Here is a 17,815-nt window from a genome sequence, read left to right on the forward strand (position 1 = left end):
CGCGGCATCTCGCCTAGATTTACTTCAACGTTTTTCCGCCGGCAACCCATGCTACTAACTGTTCCAAAGTGAATCCAGGCTTGCGACCGGAGAAAAATCCCATATGACTTCTTATGCGGTCGGCGATCTGTTTCTCGAACGTGCCGACATGGTCTTTCACGAGCTTTCGATTGAAGCTGATATCCATGTTTCCACCGATGCCGCCTTTGGACAAAACGCCGCTTAAGATGGTGTTGACATCCGTCTCATACGACTTTTTGCGCGATTCAGAGTGCATCACTCTATAAATCAAGTTTGCGAACATCTCTTCGGCGTATTTCATCTTGAATGGCGCTGCCGCGCTGACTGCGCCATGAAGATCCTGTTCCGTCAGAATTTTACGATAGAATTCAGTGAGGCTTTCTTCCAAAACGTTCGAGTAAATTACTCCACTGTGTGAAAGCTGAAAATAAAAAGGAACTGGTTCCGCCAAGTCGTCCACCTTGAAAGACCCAAACCCATTGCAGCAAGCCAAGACTAGGCCGACATTGCATTCGTTTCTTAAATTGAGAGGGGCGAGTAGCTTCATGAACTCGCGCCACGTCATCTGTTCCCTGCCATCCCCGATCTCGATGAAATCGTCGCCGCCATGGCATTCCAGATGAAGAATGTAAGCAAAGTCTGCTGGAAGTTCGTCGGCAAGCGCGTTGAGGCGGTCGCGTAATGCGTCAACCGTTTCCACGACATCTCTGCTGCAGAATATCTTCTTTTCACTGCCAAACTCGTTCATGTCCCGCAGCTGATTGAAGATTTTGATGCCGGTTTTATCTTCGCGAATATCTTTTTGCCTCAGCCCGTCAAGCATGATCACGCCAGAGGGTTTGAACTCGGAAACAAAATTTAGACTGTCATTATCACTATTGTTTTTCAAGGCATTCGCTTTCGTCGGTTGAGGGGCTAACGAGTTATTGCGCCGAAGAGAGTGGCGCGGGCGGCCGAAATCAAACGACGATGCCGCCAGTTGAAGATGATAGCAGACGCGTTTTCAGTCGCCCTTGGGGTGAACTTATTTTGTGAGTCCGACAAGATGGCGGCGGCGCCTCGTCTCACTGCGTGGAATTATTGGTCGCCGAAAAATTCGGAGATTGCGCGAGTTGGTCCTATGTGAGATACCAACTAAATTGGCGCGACCTTGCGCAGGAGACGGAGGGGGTTATGAATATCGCGACTGTGGACCGGGCGGTGGTCGGGACGGTGGAAGGGCCTGACGGGAGCAGTGCAGAGGTGTTCGTTCGAGCAGATTGGTCGGCTCGATTTCGTGGAGTGCGGATTTTCCGGTCGCGCGCCGACGACGCAACTTACTGGATACTTCCGCTTCCCGCGGGCGTTGATGAATCGGAATGGCATTCCATGACATTCGCGACGACGGCTAAGCAAGTTCGACTTCTCTTGCCCAATTCCGTCAGGATCATGAACAAGGCTGGCCAAGCGCCTGAGATCGAACGCCGGCCAGCCAAGCCCGGTGATCGAGGCTGGGACGCCTGAACGCTAACGTCAAAAATCATGGGTTAGGTTGCCCCTCAGGCTTCTACTGTCTTTGCAGTGGACATGAATACCATGTTCGAGAAGCGCGTCGTATCGAGCACCTGTGTAAAAAAAGACCTTGGCTTCACCACCGGCCTGGACAACGAGCAATTGATTTCCGTCCTTGTCTTTGACCAGGCTGGCTTCCTTCACATTTCCTTCCACGTTAGACACGCGGAGAAGTCTGGGCAACTCGATGTCATTCTCGCTTACTGCCACGGCTGGCAGTTCCTGGATGCGGCTCAGGCGTTCTAGCACGCTGCGGTTGTGAGAGCTCGCAGGGGCATGTCGGATGCCTTTGGCGGTGATTAGAACGAAACATTCGCTGCCATCGCTGAGCAGAACTGCCATGACGCTGATAACGTCGCCTGCGACAATATCGCCAGTGTCGCCAGGAGGTTGAAGATTCAGCGGAGCGTCCCTGCCACAGGCCGCGCGCTCGCAGCCTTCCAGCGCGGGCTCGTGGGGTTGCATGTCTTCTGACGTGCTCATGCTGATCGCTTTCTAAAAATGTTTTGAGAAGGGTAACACGTCCATGCGCCAAGCTGGACAAGGACGAGGTCATCACGGTGATGAGCTCCATGAGTGCGCGTCGCGTCTACGCTTAATGTCCTAGAGTCTGTCCGATTTCTCAGCGTGACAGCCGGAGCCTGCCAGCACAGCCAGGCTGTGACGCAGCATTGGACGGGCGGTAGCGAGAATTCACATCTGCCCAGGGCCTGATCCGACGGTGCGAGGGGCATTCGTATTCACACGCCGGCGAGTGAGGGATTGCTACAATCGCCATGCCGTTCCTTGGGTGCGCTTCATCCTAGACTGAGCGTCCCACCATCCCAGCAAGCCGCGCTTTGAGAATCGTCGACCGTCAAGGCTGTATAAGTGCCAAGTCGTTGATGCCAGCAGCCTCCGGGGTGTTGGTAGGAGTGGACAAAAGCTAAGCTTGGAGGTGAGCAATAGTGGGCTCGAATTGATACAATATGACCTATGTCACTCCACTCAAATACTGGTGCAGATTCGATCGCCAGCCGTTCTGCTCCAACTGGTTCGCCGGATCAGTCTTCTCAGTCGTCATTACCTCAACCCATTAAGGCTAAGCACGCCTACTTGGAGTTTTTCGCCGGCAGCGGACTCGTGGCTCAAGGGTTGAAAAGTCTGTTCAAGCCCATCTGGGCCAACGATATCGATGGCAAAAAGGCCAACGTTTACACAGCCAACCATGCTAAGAAGCATTTCCATCTCGGCTCGATTGCTGATGTGAAAGGAGTTGATCTCCCGTCGGCGACGCTCGCGTGGGCTTCTTTCCCTTGCCAAGACTTGTCCCTTGCTGGGTCTGCTGGGGGCATCCACGCCAAACGCAGTGGTTTGGTGTGGGAATGGCTGCGCATCATTGACGAGATGGGCGAAGACGCTCCGCCGGTGCTTGTCGCTGAGAACGTCCTAGGTTTGGTTTCCTCTGCCGGAGGCGCGCACTATCGCGCTCTACATGCCGCGTTGGTGGGAAGAGGCTACCGAGTCGGTGCCATGTTGCTCGATGCGGTTCGATTTCTTCCACAGTCGCGCCCGCGAATTTTTGTGGTCGCCGTCAAAGAGGATCTGGATATCCCTCCGCAACTTGTCAGCGCGACACCAACTTGGCTTCATCCGGAAGCCATACGCAAGGCCGCTCGCGGCCTCGATAATTGGGTGTGGTGGCACATGCCGGAGCCGCCAGCGCGCAAGCAATCGCTCTCCCAGGTGGTTGAGTTTGAAGCGGAGTATGCCCACGCTGAGTCGGACCAGCGAAACCTGAGCCTGATCTCGCCAAAGCACGTCGATTTGATGAAGGTCATTCCGCACGACCGGATGATCGTGGCGCCTGGCTACAAGCGCACTCGAAACGGGAAGCAAGTGCTCGAATTGCGATTTGATGAAGTCGCTGGCTGCTTGCGCACGCCTAGTGGCGGCAGCAGTCGCCAACTTCTCGTGATTCGGAAGGACGGCAAGCTGCAAAGCCGACTGCTCACCGTGCGCGAGGCAGCTCGCTTGATGGGAGCGCCAGATACTTACAAGATACCCGGCAGCTACAACGACGGCTACAAAGCGATGGGCGACGCCGTGGCAGTTCCCGTCGCAAAATGGCTGGGAACGAACTTACTTTTGCCACTTGCGAACGCACATGCCTCTCAGTCCAAGCCTTGAAAACCGTTTAATCGAGTTTCGTGATGTGCATAGCGTCTCCCAGATGGGCTCCCTAGGGACAGTTCTTGTGATTACGAGTCGAATGATAAAGTTTGGTCTGCCCTTCGATTACGCCATGCTCTTCACGCCCAAAGGTGGCCAAGTGAAGGGACATGGCGGCGGCCCAATCAACAAAATTCTTAAAAGTTACGGCGTGTCGCACATGGTTGGGACTGAATCTGGGAGAACTAGTCGAGGCACGCTGGAGCTCGCCGAGTCCTATTTCAAATTCATCAATGGCATGTATTCCTCGCTCGAAATCGAAGCGAGCGAACTTGATGATGTCGAGGCGTGGTGGGTGGAGAGGTTCGTCGACTTCTTCAATTCGAAGCCTTTCAAACTCAACTATGACGCGAGCAAGACCTTGGCGTCAGTCATCCGAAACCTTCTTGATCAAGCGCTGAACCGTCAGAAAAAATCGCCGGGAAAGACTTACGTGGGTGCGGTGTTGCAGCACCTTGTGGGCGCCAAGCTTGAGCTCGCGCTGCCAGAGCTGGAAATCGTCCATAACGGAGCGTCAGTCGCCGACATGGTCTCTTCACGTTCGGGTGATTTCGTGCTCGACAACGCAATCATTCACTGCACCACTGCTCCGGCCGAAGCGTTGCTTCGAAAGTGTCAGGCGAATTTGCAGGCTGGCCTGCACCCGATCATTCTCACGACGGCTAACAAGATCAGCGTCGCCGAAGGATTGGCTGAAAATATTGGGATCGAAGGCCGCGTCGAGATCATGGACGCGTTGCAATTCTTGGCGGCCAATCTTTATGAGATGAGCTTGTTCAAGGGCTCGGATCGACGGATCACGGTGGTCCGGCTCGTCGAGAAGTATAACGAGATCGTCGCCAAGCACGAAGCCGACCCTAGCCTGCGCATCGCATTTGACTGACAACCTCAGCGACACGCAGCGTCGTCATACGATGCAGCGTGTCAAAAGCAAAAATACCACTCCTGAACTTCAGGTGAGGGAGTTGCTGTGGACGATGGGGCATCGTGGTTATCGGCTGCATCGGCGCGACATCCCTGGAAATCCTGACATCGCATGGGTTGGCAAAAAACGCGCGATCTTCATCAATGGATGTTTTTGGCATGGGCATCTTTGCGCCCGCGGCGCTCGAACTCCCAAAACCCGAGTCGAGTATTGGCAGGCCAAGATCGAGCGCACGAAGTGCCGAGATGCCAAAAATGTCGAGTCGTTGGCCCAAGCTGGATGGGCTGTCCTTATCCTGTGGGAATGCGAGCTGAAGGATCAAGCCGAATTGGCCCGACGCCTGTCGGAGTTTTTGAACTAGGCCACGCGCGAACAGTTCCACCTCGTGGCAACGTCTGATAATCGTGGAGGGAAAGGCCCTGCAAACATCCAGCGGCGGACATGGCTTGTTTGCGGCCCGGTGAGGTCGCGTGCAGGGACGCAGGACAATGGGCATCAACGACCTGAGTTATTGTGGATGAGCAACGCGTCGCCGTCGACTTCGGATAGATTGGTTTTTCAATCTTGTTCAACAGGGCGGGCGCATGAAGATCATAGGCTGGATTCGCGAAGGGGACACCGCGGCTTGCGGTGGCGTGGTGACAGAAGGAGATTGGCTTTGCCGCGGGCGAGGCCGGGCCTACGCATTCCAAGGCGCTCAAATGGCCTGCAAGAAAAAGTGCTTGATCGCGGACGGGTTCAGTCGCCGCACGCTCACGAATGGCCGTGCCTCGGTCATCCATGGCATGGTAACGAGCGGCGGTTGTCCGCTGCTGTCGACCCTCAACGACCTGGATGGCGTGAGCAATGGTGGAGGTCGTGTTCCGACCAGCTTCTTCCTGAATGCGGACGGCCATTGGACCGGAGACGCGCCGGCGCTTGACGAACATCCCTACGACGAACAGGTTCTGTTGCGCCACCAGCGCGCCGAGGGCCTGCCCTACCTTATCGAGACAATGGACGGACGAGTCTTCTCAGGCCGGATCGGGCCTGACGGCTTGCTGCCGCGCGTCGACACCTTTGGCGAGGATGAGTATTCCGTCCTGTGGGGCGACGACGCTCTGGCCAAAATGCAAAAGGAGCCGGAGCATGGGTAGCGCGTTGACCCAGAAGGCGAGGGTCCGAACCAACGTCAAGAAAAACTCGGTGTGCAGTGTTCAGGTGCAGGCGGCCGAGTTCGCGACGCTGTGGGCGTCCTATCCGGGAGGTCCGCCCTTTGTCGATCCCAAAACGGGCAAGCCGCCACCGGGCTATGAGAACCAGTGCGCGATCAAGGTGAGCGTGGCGATCCACGGCGTCGGCGTAGAAATGAAGTCGTTCCGCGGCGCGGCCGAAAAGGTGAACGGCCTGCCCGCCGCGTTGCTCGCGTCCCAGTTGGCGGCTTGGCTAAAACAGCAGCCGTTCTGTGGCCTGCCCAAGTCGCCGGAGAGTGTGACCGGAGCCGACTGGCAGAACAAGATCCGTGGGCGAACGGGCATCGTCTACTTCGCGGACTACTGGGCCAGAAACGCGAGAGAAAAGGCCGGCGACAAGCCCACCGGGGATCACATCGACCTATGGAACGGGTCCAGGCTGACCGCGACGGGCATGAGCTTTTTTTCCACGATGGGCCGGCGCTTGGGCCTCGGATCGCTGGGCGCTGGAACATCGTGGGGGTATTCAGATCTGGGGCGCTCGTCGGAGATTTTGTTCTGGGAGATCAAATGATCCGTCAGGCCAATCGGCTTGCCATTGGCATCGCGTTCGCCCTGGTCGGCGCCGCCAGCTTGGTGGTGGCCGACGCGGTGAGCCAATGGCTCTGTGTTCGGATCTTCTCTTGCGCTGCGGCCGGTTACTGCCCAATCGACGTCTGCGAGGGCGATGCGCGCTTAGACACGCTGCGGCTCGCGGTCTGGGTCGGCCCAGCGGTTGTGTTTGGAGTCATCGCATTCGCGTTTGGCGGCCGGCGGCGGTCATTGCCGGCCTGGCTGGGACTTCTCGCCGCGCTGGTTGTTGCGCATTCATTGATCATAGCGGCATTTCGGTAGCCGACCATCTGGATGCAGGATTCGCGAGCCCGTGGGCAGGGCCGAGCTGTTGTCGAGCAGCTCGCTGATGTAACCGCCTTGCTGCATCAACGCATCGTCAGCGGTGCGACCACCGCCGCCGCCTCGGTTCACCTCAGCCTGCGAACAAATACGGACGGAGCGGCGACTTTTAAGCGAACGCGTGTTCGCCCAGGAACTTCAACTGCGCTTCGCGCGAGAGGACGCTCTTTTCAACGATCTCTGGATGGTTAAAATAAAAATCATTGCAGAAACCCAGTAGACCGGCAGGGATGGATTCAGGTTTCGCAATTTTGGCCCGAAGCCAATGGAGCTTCATGCCATCGAACAGCAGGCGCATAAATCGATGACTTGTGTTGCCGTTCGCCGCGAAGAGATCGAGCACGACTTCACCACGATAGGAGCCTTTACGCAGCTCCTCTTCCAGGTCTTCCATATACGAATCCGGACGCACGCGATCCAAGGAGAGGCACACCAAGGCGCCTTCCTTCGCTACGTTGTGAACTTCGTAATGTTTGTCATCACGCATGATTGGGTATCGCAGCAGCGGTCCTCTCAATTAAATGCAAGACGGCATGAAGAATGTTGTTTGCCTCAGCCTTGTCGGGGAGGATGCGAGACATCTCCGGGTTGGCATCCGCATGGAAGAGGGGATTTCGATCAGCCTTGAGCAAAGCATAACCTTTTTCAACGGCGATTGCTTCTTCCTCCGTCATCTTAGCACGGACGCCGATCTTCAGCCGCGCGCCGGTCGCGTCAAGATAGTTGCCGAATCCCGCAGCGTTTTGAACTGGGCAATCGTGTTTGGCCATGATCGCTTTGACGTAACATTCCAACCCGCGAAGCGCGTGGTAAGCAATACAAGAATAATCTGGCAATTCAATGTTGAGCTTGGACAGAGCGAGGGCAGGCGCGATGATCGCCGCCCCGGTGTCGCCAAGCAAATCGATAGCGCTAGGAACGCTCTGGCGCAGCTCGTCAAACAAGCGGTCGGCCTTAACGTCACTCACGTCGTAGGTTTTGAGCTGCGCTTCGACAAGCGCGCGCTTGTCGGGCAGTTGCTCAGACAGGATCTCCACAATCGTGGAGTAGACTTCACGCGCTTTGCCTTGCATCAGCAAATTGCCGTTTTTGTTATACCGGTTCAGGTTGACGTAATCGTTGGGCCCTTTTTTGACGTCGAACCTTACACCATGAGCTACTGCGCGTTCAGCAACTTCGAAGCCGTAGTCATCGACAAGGTGTTTCAAAAGGAAAGTCCAGTCCTGCTGGCTGATGTGCTCCAATGTGAGTGGACGCTGCTCATACTGCTTGCGCTTGCAGTTCTCAGCGACATGCTCAGCCACTCGCAGCGATAGCGCCTGATTTTTGCCCACAGTCGCCGTCAGCGTGAAGGTATTGTCATTGCGGGGATAGACATGCAGTTTCGCGACCTCTTGACCTTCAACCTGGATCAAATACTCGCTGAACTTTTCACCGACGTTGGGGCCGGTGATGGCCGCCGAGGCATCGAAGCTGCGAACAGCGCCGTCAATCATCGATGGGTCGAGGAAAAGATTCTTCAAATTTTGGGTCATGTTGCGCGGCAGTCGGCTCGCTGTGCAAGCTGAATGGGTGGGCGGAATAGAAGGGATGCAAGGATAAATGAGAACTCAACCGCTGCGCAAGCAGAACCGCTGACGCGGGCGCGCCTACGGAGGTCTCGAGAGCTTAGTGTCGTTTTATTGAAGGCCCGCTCCGCTCAGGACGCATGCTTCGGCTAGGCCGAAAGATCATTGGCTCAGCGGCGCATAGGCCGATTGGCCAGCGTCCGGGGCGGGCTGGAATCGCGCCCGCGTGGCTCGTTTTTTGTGGCCGATTCTTGAATGCAAGAAAGATGAGAAAGGCCGGAACGTTCGGCCATAGTCCAAGAGTCATCTGGAATGGCGGCATCGGCGCCTGCATAGGGTTGGCTCTGAAAGCACTCGGACGATCACTCGAAACGGAATCTCTGCCGCGGCCATCATTGAGGCCGCCCTCCGGACGTCGTCGCGAGCAAGCTCCAGCCCAAGGTCGACAATGCGGGACGAAAGAGCGAGTGGAGGGGATGATCGGGAATTGGAGGATTTGGCCATGGGAGTCTCGCCACTAAAGCCTAATCGATTCAACCTGCCACCTCATGCGTTGGCTCAAACTCGGAGGACGGCTCGCGCAGCGTTGCGCATTCCCTTGACAGCGCGCTGGGTGACAAAGCCAAGTTCTCCATAGCTTTCCTTCGCAACACCGTTGGCCGCTGTTTGGATCGTGGAATTTCTGCCAGCGCTCAATCCGCAAGCATTCCTTGGCTCTGGAGGGGGGCGTCTCAGATCGAGGCGTGTTTGCGTCCCTCTTCAAGCTGCTCTGGCGTCAGTTGTTTGGCGATGGCGTAACCGTGCAAGAACTTCGCCAAGATCGCGCTGCTCTCCCGGAAACAGTCGATCACTTCGAGCCAGCTCGACTCTGGGAAGTCAAAATCGGTCTCCGATATCAGCAGGCTCAGGCTTCCATCATCGTCAACCGACTTGGCGGCGGCAGCCAAGTGCGATGCGGAAAAATGAACGTAGTCGCACAGGTTGTCGTAAACGGCTGGCAGCCAAGGGTAATCATTCGACCGAATCTGCACCAAGCGCGCGTCAGTCAGCCGCTCTCCTTTGCTGTCTTTGAGCTTGTTGATGGGCTTGCCCGAAATGACAAGCGTTGCAAACTCGTGCGGGTTTTGCACCAGCCACGCGGCCGAGAACCTTAGCGCGGTGTCGATGTGGGTGCGAAGCAATGACCGCGCGCTGACCATGTTCCACGTGTCGATCAAAAGCTTCATCGCGCTGATTGAACTGACCGCGCGCTTCACCGCGCCGCTGGCGAGCAAATCCAGCGGAAACATCGGGGCGCCGTCGCCGCCAATCATAGCCTTCCACGCGGCGATTAAAGTCTCGCGATCGCTTTCAAGAGACGCGAGGGCGGATGCGACCGCGTCCGTGTGCTTTGGCATTGCTGTCATGGGCGTTGGTCGTGTCTGGCCAATCTCTTGGCGGGGGATATGCGGGGGACTATGGGGTGGTCGGGCAAGGCGCTCAGAGTGAACTTAAGGGCTAAATCAGCCTTAGGTAAGTCGCGCGCAGGTATTGCTGCATCATCGGAGTGAGCTTTTCCGTCGCGCTGTTCTTGATGGCGGCGGCGTTGATTTCTTTGGGGGCGGTGGTCATGTCGTCTGAATCGGTACGGCTTGGCGCGTGGAGGCCAGGACTTGACATTTTAACCCGATCGACCCGGCAGTCCGCTGCAAAGATCGTTGTTGCTCGAGAGTTTTTCGTCTAGAAAGACGGTGGCCGACGTCAGCCGGCCACTTTCCAACTATTACGGTTTCGCCGCAGCCTTCGCCTGCGCAATCCAGCTATCGAACAGTGCTTGGTGGAACTTGATCCACCCCGCCGTATGGCGCGCGATATCCTCCTGCGAACCCTGCCCATTGCGCACACGCTCGTTCTGCGCATTGATGTCCGCAATCGGCAAGCGCATGACTTCGAAAAGTTTGACCGCCGCCGGATTCTTCTCGGCCCAGGTGCGGTTCACGACGAAGCGCGTGGTGTTGACCGAAAAGCCATAATTGCTGCCATCGGCCATGCGGGTGTCGGCCTTTTCCGGGTTCGACGAGTGCGGCACCTGCAGCCACACGACGTCCTTGCCGGGGATGAGCACGCTGCTCACCCAGTACGGCGTCCAGGTGTAATACAGGATCGATTCGCCGCGCTTGTATCGGCCGATCGTATCGGCGATCAGCGCCGAATAGCTGCCCTGCACGTGCTTGACCGTCGGACGCAGTTTGTAGCCGTCCATATGGTGCTCGATCATTGCCTCGCAGCCCCAACCCGGATCGCAACCGGTCAGGTCGGCCTTGCCGTCGCCGTCATGGTCGAACAGCTTGGCGATGGCCGGGTCGCGCAATTGGTCGATATTGGTGATGTTGTATTTCTCGGCCGTGGCCTTGTCGATCAGGTAACCCTGGGCGGCCGGGCCGGCATACGCGCCGACACGCATCAACTTGGCGTCGCCGCCCGCGTTGTCGTAATAGTCCTTGTGCAGCGGGTCCCAGTGCACCGCGAGGAAGGTCGCGTCGCCGTTGCCGACGGCGATGTGCGCGGTCGGGTAGGCGATTTCCTTGCTCGGCTGCGTTTCGTAGCCCAGCTGTTCCAGCGCGCGATTGGCCAGCATGGTCTGGAAGGTTTCTTCGGCCAGCGGGCCTTGCAGGGCCTGCACCTTGATGCCCTTGCCGGGCAGGTCGGCGCCTGTCGTTTGCGCCGTCGCGATGCCGGTGCTCAGGGCGAGCCCGGCAAGCACCAGGGCGGAGATCCAGCGGAACGCGCGCTGCGTTTTATAGGTGGCGTTGAAGTGTTCGGTTTGACGCATCGGTATCCTTTCCAGTCTTATTGTGCGGTGGCGGGCTTGGTGGCTGGGGCCGCGTCGGAGCGGGCGGCGCCGCCGACCAGGCGCAGGACGAAGCCGGCCGGACCGGTCTGGTACCAGTGGCGCACGCCGCGGCGCGGTTGCCCCATGGCCTGGGTCAGGCGGTCCAGCATGATGGCCAGCAGGACGATGCCCAAGCCGCCCACGGTGGCCAGGCCCATGTCCAGGCGGCCAATACCGCGCAGCACCATCTGGCCGAGGCCGCCGACCGCGATCATCGAGGCGATCACCACCATCGACAGCGACAGCATCAGCGCCTGGTTGATGCCGGCCATGATCGACGGCATTGCCAGCGGCAGTTGCACGCGGGTCAGGAGCTGCCAGGGCGAGGCGCCATAGGCGCGCGCCGCTTCGATCAGGTCGGGACGCACCTGGCGAATGCCGAGGTTGGTCAGGCGCACCAGCGGCGGCAGGGCGAAGATGATGGTGACGATCACGCCCGGCGCATTGCCGATACCAAACAGCATGACCACCGGCACCAGGTAGACGAAGGCTGGCGTCGTCTGCATGGCGTCGAGCAGCGGGCGCAGGATGTTCTGCGCGCGGTCGCTGCTGGCCAGGAAGATCCCCAGCGGTAGACCGATGACCAGGCAGAACACCAGCGAGGTGAGCACCAGCGACAGCGTGATCATCGCTTCCGGCCACACGCCCAGCATGGCGACCGCCACCAGCGCCAGCACGGTGCCGACGGCCAGCGCACGGCTGGTGAACTGCCATGCCAGCAGGCCGATGATGGCGATCAGGACGAGGGACGGCACGGCCAGCAACAGCTGGCTGGAGCCGGTCAGCGTCGCGTCGATCGGCGCGCGCACGGTCTGGAAGAAGGGGCGGAAATGCTCGACCACCCAGCCGAGGCCATCGTTGATCCAGGATTGCAGCGGCAGGGCGCCATGCAGGGCCTGCGCCAGGTCGAAACTGCTGGCGTGCTCGGGGGTGACGGCTGGCCCCGCCGCGTCGAGCCAGGAGGTGTCGCTCGGCGGCGTTGGCAGCCAGGGGTTGGCCTGGACGGCCGCGTCTGCAGTCTGCGCTGCGGCCGGCTGTACTGCCGTGATGCTGTTCTCGGTCGTGCTCATGCTTGTCCTTTCTGAATCTGGGCCTCGGGAATGGCGGGCGTGTCGGGGTCGAGGAATTTCAGCAAGGTGGTCTTGCTGATCGCGCCGCACAGGCGTCCGTCGTCGCCCACCACCGGCACGGCGTATGGCAGTTGCGCCACCTGGCCGAACAGGCCGGCAACGGGCTCGTCGGCCTTGATGGTCTGCACGTCGGGCAGGAAGGCGTGCGCCAGGCCCAGCGGGCCGGTATGGCCGTCAAGGGCGCTGCGCAGGGAATCGACCGACACCAGGCCGAGGAATTCGCGCTGCGGATTGACGACGTAGGCGTAGGTCCGGTCCTGCTCCTCCAGCATGGAGAGCGCCGCGCGCGAACCGCGGGTCGGCGATTCCGACACCACGATCTGGCTCTTGCGGGCGATGTCGCTGGCCTTGAAGACCGCCGCCGCATCGACGCCGCGCACGAAGTTGCGCACGTAGTCGTTGGCGGGCTTGCGCAGGATTTCCTCGGGCGTGCCGACCTGCACCACGTGGCCATCCTTCATGATGGCGATGCGGTCGCCGATGCGCATCGCTTCGTCGAGATCGTGCGAAATGAAGACGATGGTGCGGCGCTTGATCTGCTGCAGGCGCAGCAGCTCGGATTGCATCTCGGTGCGCATGATCGGGTCGAGCGCCGAAAACGCCTCGTCCATCAGCAGGATCGATGGGTCGCTGGCCAGCGCGCGCGCCAGGCCCACGCGCTGCTGCATGCCCCCGGACAGTTCGTCGGGATAGCTGGCGGCATAGGCCGCGAGGCCGACCTGCTCCAGTGCCTGCCGCGCCTGCTCATGGCGCTCGGCCTTGGGAATGCCGGCCAGCTCCATGCCGAAGGCGGTGTTGTCGAGCACGGTGATATGCGGCAGCAGCGCGAACGACTGGAACACCATGCTGATGTCCTTGCGGCGCAATGCGCGCAACTCTGCGTCCGGCAGCGTGTTGATGTCGTTGCCGTCGACCAGGATGCGGCCGTCGGTGGGCTCGACCAGGCGGTTCAGCATGCGCACCAGGGTCGACTTGCCCGAGCCGGACAAGCCCATGATGACGAAGATCTCGCCCGCTTCGATGGTGAAGGTGGCGTCGAACACGCCGATCGTGCAGCCGGTCTTGGCCAGGATGTCTTGCTTGTTGGCGCCCTGGCGAACCAGCGCCAGCGCGTCGTCGGGCCGGTCGCCGTACACCTTGAAGACATGGTCGATGATGATTTGTTTTGCCACGTTGTTGTTCTCCTTCGATTTGGCGAATGGAATGAAACCCTGCAGCCATTGGCGTTCATGGGAATCGATGGACCCGAACCGTCGGCAGTGCGAATGGCGCGGGAAGCGCGCAGGCGTCGGAAAGGGCGGACGCTTTGCCGGCGGGACGGATGCTGACGCGAACTGCGTCAACGATTACAGGATGCAGGCGCTTGGCCTAAGAGCTATTTCCCATCCATTGGATGGCAAATATGGTGCAGCAGGGGTGTTGCTGAGAGTAACTATTGTCTAGTGGGCATGAATTATAGAGCAAGCCGAATGATAAGTCAATTTGATTTATTTATTCGGTGTGCGCAATGCCGCAGCGGCTATCGTTTGTGTTCGGTGCGCCATGCGCCCGGCGACACGCCGATCATTTTTCGGAATGTCCTGCCGAAGTGGACGGCATCGGCAAACCCCATGGCGTGCGCGATGTCGTCCAGGGGCGCGTCGGAAGCGGACAGCAACTGCTGCGCGCGTCGGATACGGGCGTCGAGCTGCCATTGATAGGGCGCCAGCCCGGTCGATACCTTGAACGCGCGGCTGAAATGGGCTTGCGACAGGTTGACCAGCCCTGCCAGGGTTTCCAGCTCGACCCGGAGCGGGAGATTCGCTTCCATATAGTCGATCACCCGCCGCAGCTGCCATGGCACGAGCCCGCCGGTCTTGAATTCCGTGATGCGCGGCGCTGCGAACAGCTGGGACGACACGGCGGTGATGATGCCGTCGCCATACAGATGCATCGACGGGTCGGGATTATGGACTGCCTCGGATAGCAGCTTGACCAGGTTCCAGATCCGGTCATTGGAAAAACGCAGCCTCGGGACGCCGATCTTGTCCGGATCCAATGTCGTTTGCAGGCGTTCGCTCAGGATATCGGTGTCGAATACGAGCACGGCGTCGACGACGCGCCGCGCGTTTTTCGAGTGGCCCCATATTTCCATGCCGGCCGGCGCGAAATACATATGTCGCGGCACATGCTCGACGGGGCAGGGCCGATCCGGATGAAAACGCGGCTCGCACGCGCCGCCGTGCTCTTCCAGCACCACGCTCAGGCGCGGGTGGTCGCGATGCGGAAGGATGCTCGTGCCCTCGCCGTCACAGTCGTAGCCGGTGACGACGAGCTGGACGCCGCTCCACGCGCGCCGTGCCTGCGACAGGCCGACGATGTTGTGGGGAAGCGGTGGGGGCATGACCATTGGGGCGCTGATAATGTTCTCCTAAGACTGGCTTCGTCGATCCGGCGCAGCAGGAATGAACCATCGATAGCAGGATTGAACATTGTCGCGCCTATATCGGATTGGTATCGTTCTGTCTCCTGCGCGTGGGCGCCAGGACGATTTTGCTGGCCGCGCGTCGTGCGCGCTAGTGCCGTTCCCGGACACGCTGTGTTGCGCAACCGGGAACGCCAGCGCCTGCAGTTGCGCGAGTTGCGCTGACAATGGTTGCGTCAAATGAATGAGATGAGCGAGGAGAGTTGATGGCGGGAGCAAGCCTGGGGCAGACGATCGGCCCGGTGGTCGTCCTGATGGGGGCGGCCGTGATCGCCGTGCCGTTGTTCCGGCGGCTGGGCCTGGGAGCGGTCCTCGGCTATTTTGGGGCGGGCATCCTGGTGGGACCGTCGGTGCTGGCCCTGGTCACCGATGCGCGCTCGATCCTGCATATCTCCGAGCTGGGCGTGGTGATGTTCCTGTTCGTGATCGGGCTGGAATTGCGGCCGCACAAGCTGTGGGCGATGCGCGGCCAGATCTTTGGCCTGGGCCTGGCCCAGGTGTTCGCCGCGACCGCCGCGCTGGCGCTGACCGGTTACGTCATGTTCGGCCTGTCCGGGCCGGCCGCCTTCGTCGCCGGCGCGGGCTTCGTCCTGTCCTCGACCGCCGTCATCATGACGGTGCTGCAGGACCGGGGCGAGATCGCGAGCGAGCAGGGGCAGAAGTCGGTCGCCATCCTGCTGTTCGAGGACTTGATGATCGTGCCGCTGCTGGCGGTGGTCGCCTTCATGGCGCCGCAGCTTCCCGGGCAGCAGGGGCAGGGATGGTCCGACCTGCTGCTGGCGATCGCCGCGCTGGCGGGGCTGCTGGCCGTGGCGCGCTGGGGGCTCGACCCGTTCTTCGCCCTGCTGGCCAGGTCGCGCACGCGCGAAGTCCTGACCGCGGGTGCGCTGCTGGTCGTCCTGTGCGCGGCGTTGCTGATGGAATTTGCCGGCCTGTCGATGGCGATGGGCGCCTTCCTGGCCGGCGTGATGCTGTCGAGTTCGAGCTACCGGCACCAGGTGGAAAGCGATATCGAGCCGTTCCGCGGCCTGCTCATGGGGCTGTTCTTCCTGGCGGTGGGCATGTCGCTCGACCTGGCCATCGTCGCGGCCGAATGGCGGCTGCTGCTGGCCATGCTGTTCTGGTTCATGGTCGCCAAGGGCGTTGCCGTTCACGTGGTCGCGCGCCTGTTCGGCGCCAGCAACCGCCAGGCCCTGCACCGCACCTCGATGTTCCTGCAGGGCGGCGAGTTCGCCTTCGTGCTGTATGCCGCGGCACTCTCGGCCGGCGTGCTCGACGAACGAGAAAATGCCTTGTTCGCCACCGTCGTGATCCTCTCGATGGCGCTCTCGCCCCTGCTGACGCTCGTGGCCGACCGCCTCCTGCGGCGCGAAAAATCGATGGACGGCGTCGAGCATGCGCGCGACCTGAAGGGGCGGGTGCTCGTCATCGGCTTCGGCCGCTTCGGCCAGATCGCCTCGCAGGTGCTGCTGTCCAGCGGCGTCAAGCTGACGGTGATCGACAAGGACCCCGACCGCATCCGCGATGCGCAGCGCTTCGGCTTCAAGGTGTTCTTCGGCGAAGGCACGCGCCTGGATACCCTGCGCCATTCCGGCGCCGCCGAAGCCGACGCGATCATGGTGTGCGTCGACGAGCCAAGTGCAGCGAACGACATCGTGACGCTGGCCAGGCACGAGTTCCCGCAGGCCCGGCTGCTGGTGCGCAGCTACGATCGCGGCCATGCCATCACCCTGATCCGCGCCGGCGTCGATGTCCAGATTCGCGAGACCGTCGAATCGGCCTACCTGATGGGCGCCGAGGGCCTGCGCGCGCTGGGCTTCGCCGAAGCCGACGTCCAGGAGGCGGCGCTCGACATCCGCCGGCGCGACGCCGAGCGGCTGGCCGAACAAATCCATGGCGACGAGCTGTCGGGCCGCGACCGCCTGCACCTGCCCGTCATGCCGCAGCCGCTGGGCAAGCCGTCGGCCTAGCCGCCGGTGGCAGTATCATTCAGCGACGCCGCGTGGCATAACCGGGAGCATCGTAGTGGATATCGAAGAGTTGCAGACATTCGTGGAAGTCGCCGATGCCGGCGGCATTTCGGCGGCCGCGCTCCGGCTTGGCGTATCGAAGTCGATCGTCAGCCGGCGCCTCGCCCGGCTCGAGGAGGAGCTGGGCATCCAGCTGCTGTCGCGCACCACCCGCGGCGCCGCGCTCACCGAAGCCGGCACGACCTTCCGCGACTATGCGGCCAGGGTCTGCGCCGAGATCGCCCTGGCGCGCGAGACGATCCTGCCCGCCGGCGAACTGCGCGGCCGCCTGCGCATCGCCGCGCCGCTGTCGTTCGGACCGACCCACTTCGCGCCGGTGTTGGCTGAAATGGCGCGGCTTCACCCGCGGCTGCACATCCACACCTGCTACAGCGACCACAACGTGGATCTCATCGCGGACGGCTACGACTGCGCGATACGGCTCGGCTACCTGCAGGATTCCAATATGGTGGCGCGGCGGATCGGGCCGATCTATGGGGTCACCGTCGCGAGTCCCGCCTATATCGCCGCCCACGGGGCGCCCGAGACGCCGGACCAGCTGCTGGCTCACCAGGCCCTCATGCAGGGCACCGAGGCCTGGCAGTTCCTCGATGGCGAGAAGATCGTAACGATCCGTCCCCAGGGACGCTTCAAGGCGGACAACGGCACGGCGCTGGTCGCGGCCGCGCTGGCGGGGCTGGGCGTCGCCTATCTTCCCTACGGCCTGATGCATGAATACCTGGATTCCGGCGCGCTCGTTCCGGTCATGACGCGCTACCCGCCGCCGCCGGCCGGCGCCTACGTCGTCCGCCCGCCGGGCCAGCATCCGGCGCGCAAGATCCGCATCCTCACCGATCTGCTGGTCGCGTATTTCGACACGAAACCGCCGATCGCCCGCGCCTGGCCCCGCGCCTAGCAATTCTTCAATCCACTATGGA

At 60.6% G+C, this 17,815-nt stretch carries 18 protein-coding genes; 9 read left to right on the forward strand and 9 right to left on the reverse strand.

Going from position 1 to position 17,815, the window contains the following annotated elements; all coding sequences use genetic code 11:
* Nucleotides 1-19 precede the first annotated feature (19 nt).
* Entirely contained in the window at nt 20-910 is an 891-nt protein-coding gene (locus J3U95_RS20440; RefSeq protein ID WP_208280499.1) for a hypothetical protein, read from the reverse strand.
* A gap of 284 nt (nt 911-1,194) precedes the next feature.
* Here J3U95_RS20440 and J3U95_RS20445 point away from each other — a divergent pair, with 284 nt between their 5' ends.
* Complete coding sequence (locus J3U95_RS20445; RefSeq protein WP_208280500.1) at nt 1,195-1,524, forward strand: hypothetical protein; 330 nt, start codon at nt 1,195-1,197, stop codon at nt 1,522-1,524.
* 9 nt (nt 1,525-1,533) lie between these two features.
* Here the strand turns inward: J3U95_RS20445 and J3U95_RS20450 are convergent, their stop codons facing one another.
* Nucleotides 1,534-2,055: a hypothetical protein gene (locus J3U95_RS20450; RefSeq protein ID WP_208280501.1), complete on the reverse strand. Its 522-nt coding sequence runs from the start codon at nt 2,053-2,055 to the stop codon at nt 1,534-1,536.
* Between the two features lie 612 nt (nt 2,056-2,667).
* Here J3U95_RS20450 and J3U95_RS20455 point away from each other — a divergent pair.
* The 6 genes from J3U95_RS20455 to J3U95_RS20480 all read left to right on the forward strand — a co-directional run bounded on the left by J3U95_RS20455 (nt 2,668) and on the right by J3U95_RS20480 (nt 6,774).
* Entirely contained in the window at nt 2,668-3,741 is a 1,074-nt protein-coding gene (locus J3U95_RS20455) for a DNA cytosine methyltransferase (RefSeq protein WP_229519993.1), read from the forward strand.
* A gap of 43 nt (nt 3,742-3,784) precedes the next feature.
* Nucleotides 3,785-4,666 (forward strand): DUF4928 family protein, encoded by an 882-nt coding sequence (locus J3U95_RS20460; RefSeq protein ID WP_267877800.1) that lies wholly within the window; start codon nt 3,785-3,787, stop codon nt 4,664-4,666.
* Nucleotides 4,659-5,069, forward strand: a complete 411-nt coding sequence (locus tag J3U95_RS20465; RefSeq protein ID WP_229519994.1) for a very short patch repair endonuclease — start codon at nt 4,659-4,661, stop codon at nt 5,067-5,069. The genes J3U95_RS20460 and J3U95_RS20465 overlap by 8 nt, the downstream gene beginning before the upstream one ends.
* A 223-nt stretch (nt 5,070-5,292) precedes the next feature.
* Complete coding sequence (locus tag J3U95_RS20470; RefSeq protein WP_208280504.1) at nt 5,293-5,844, forward strand: PAAR domain-containing protein; 552 nt, start codon at nt 5,293-5,295, stop codon at nt 5,842-5,844.
* Nucleotides 5,837-6,454, forward strand: a complete 618-nt coding sequence (locus J3U95_RS20475) for a T6SS effector amidase Tae4 family protein (RefSeq protein WP_208280505.1) — start codon at nt 5,837-5,839, stop codon at nt 6,452-6,454. Before J3U95_RS20470 ends, J3U95_RS20475 begins: the two co-directional genes overlap by 8 nt.
* Nucleotides 6,451-6,774 (forward strand): hypothetical protein, encoded by a 324-nt coding sequence (locus tag J3U95_RS20480; RefSeq protein WP_208280506.1) that lies wholly within the window; start codon nt 6,451-6,453, stop codon nt 6,772-6,774. The genes J3U95_RS20475 and J3U95_RS20480 overlap by 4 nt, the downstream gene beginning before the upstream one ends.
* A 169-nt stretch (nt 6,775-6,943) precedes the next feature.
* Here J3U95_RS20480 and J3U95_RS20485 read toward each other — a convergent pair whose 3' ends face one another.
* The 7 genes from J3U95_RS20485 to J3U95_RS20515 form a co-directional block, all read right to left on the reverse strand.
* Nucleotides 6,944-7,321 carry a type II toxin-antitoxin system RnlB family antitoxin gene (locus tag J3U95_RS20485; protein WP_208280507.1) on the reverse strand — a complete coding sequence of 126 codons (378 nt, stop codon included), beginning with the start codon at nt 7,319-7,321 and terminating at the stop codon, nt 6,944-6,946.
* Nucleotides 7,314-8,369 carry a type II toxin-antitoxin system RnlA family toxin gene (locus tag J3U95_RS20490; RefSeq protein WP_208280508.1) on the reverse strand — a complete coding sequence of 352 codons (1,056 nt, stop codon included), beginning with the start codon at nt 8,367-8,369 and terminating at the stop codon, nt 7,314-7,316. The genes J3U95_RS20485 and J3U95_RS20490 overlap by 8 nt, the downstream gene beginning before the upstream one ends.
* 764 nt (nt 8,370-9,133) lie before the next feature.
* The gene (locus J3U95_RS20495) at nt 9,134-9,808 is read right to left on the reverse strand and encodes a hypothetical protein (RefSeq protein ID WP_208280509.1); all 675 of its coding nucleotides are present in this window, start codon (nt 9,806-9,808) and stop codon (nt 9,134-9,136) included.
* A 356-nt stretch (nt 9,809-10,164) separates the two neighbouring features.
* On the reverse strand, nt 10,165-11,214 hold the full coding sequence (proX, locus tag J3U95_RS20500; protein WP_208280510.1) for a glycine betaine/L-proline ABC transporter substrate-binding protein ProX: 1,050 nt from the start codon (nt 11,212-11,214) through the stop codon (nt 10,165-10,167).
* 17 nt (nt 11,215-11,231) lie between these two features.
* Entirely contained in the window at nt 11,232-12,344 is a 1,113-nt protein-coding gene (gene proW, locus J3U95_RS20505) for a glycine betaine/L-proline ABC transporter permease ProW (RefSeq protein ID WP_208280511.1), read from the reverse strand.
* Nucleotides 12,341-13,576 carry a glycine betaine/L-proline ABC transporter ATP-binding protein ProV gene (gene proV / locus J3U95_RS20510; RefSeq protein ID WP_208280512.1) on the reverse strand — a complete coding sequence of 412 codons (1,236 nt, stop codon included), beginning with the start codon at nt 13,574-13,576 and terminating at the stop codon, nt 12,341-12,343. The genes proW and proV overlap by 4 nt, the downstream gene beginning before the upstream one ends.
* A gap of 347 nt (nt 13,577-13,923) precedes the next feature.
* On the reverse strand, nt 13,924-14,793 hold the full coding sequence (locus tag J3U95_RS20515; RefSeq protein ID WP_208280513.1) for an AraC family transcriptional regulator: 870 nt from the start codon (nt 14,791-14,793) through the stop codon (nt 13,924-13,926).
* A gap of 281 nt (nt 14,794-15,074) precedes the next feature.
* On the opposite strand from J3U95_RS20515, the gene J3U95_RS20520 reads away from it, so the two are divergent.
* Nucleotides 15,075-16,838, forward strand: a complete 1,764-nt coding sequence (locus tag J3U95_RS20520; RefSeq protein WP_208280514.1) for a monovalent cation:proton antiporter-2 (CPA2) family protein — start codon at nt 15,075-15,077, stop codon at nt 16,836-16,838.
* Nucleotides 16,839-16,893: 55 nt separating this feature from the next.
* A complete protein-coding gene (locus tag J3U95_RS20525; protein WP_208280515.1) occupies nt 16,894-17,793 on the forward strand; it encodes a LysR family transcriptional regulator in 900 nt (299 codons plus the stop codon).
* Nucleotides 17,794-17,815 lie beyond the last annotated feature (22 nt).

Source organism: Massilia oculi, assembly GCF_017582745.1.
Classification (GTDB): domain Bacteria; phylum Pseudomonadota; class Gammaproteobacteria; order Burkholderiales; family Burkholderiaceae_D; genus Telluria; species Telluria oculi_A.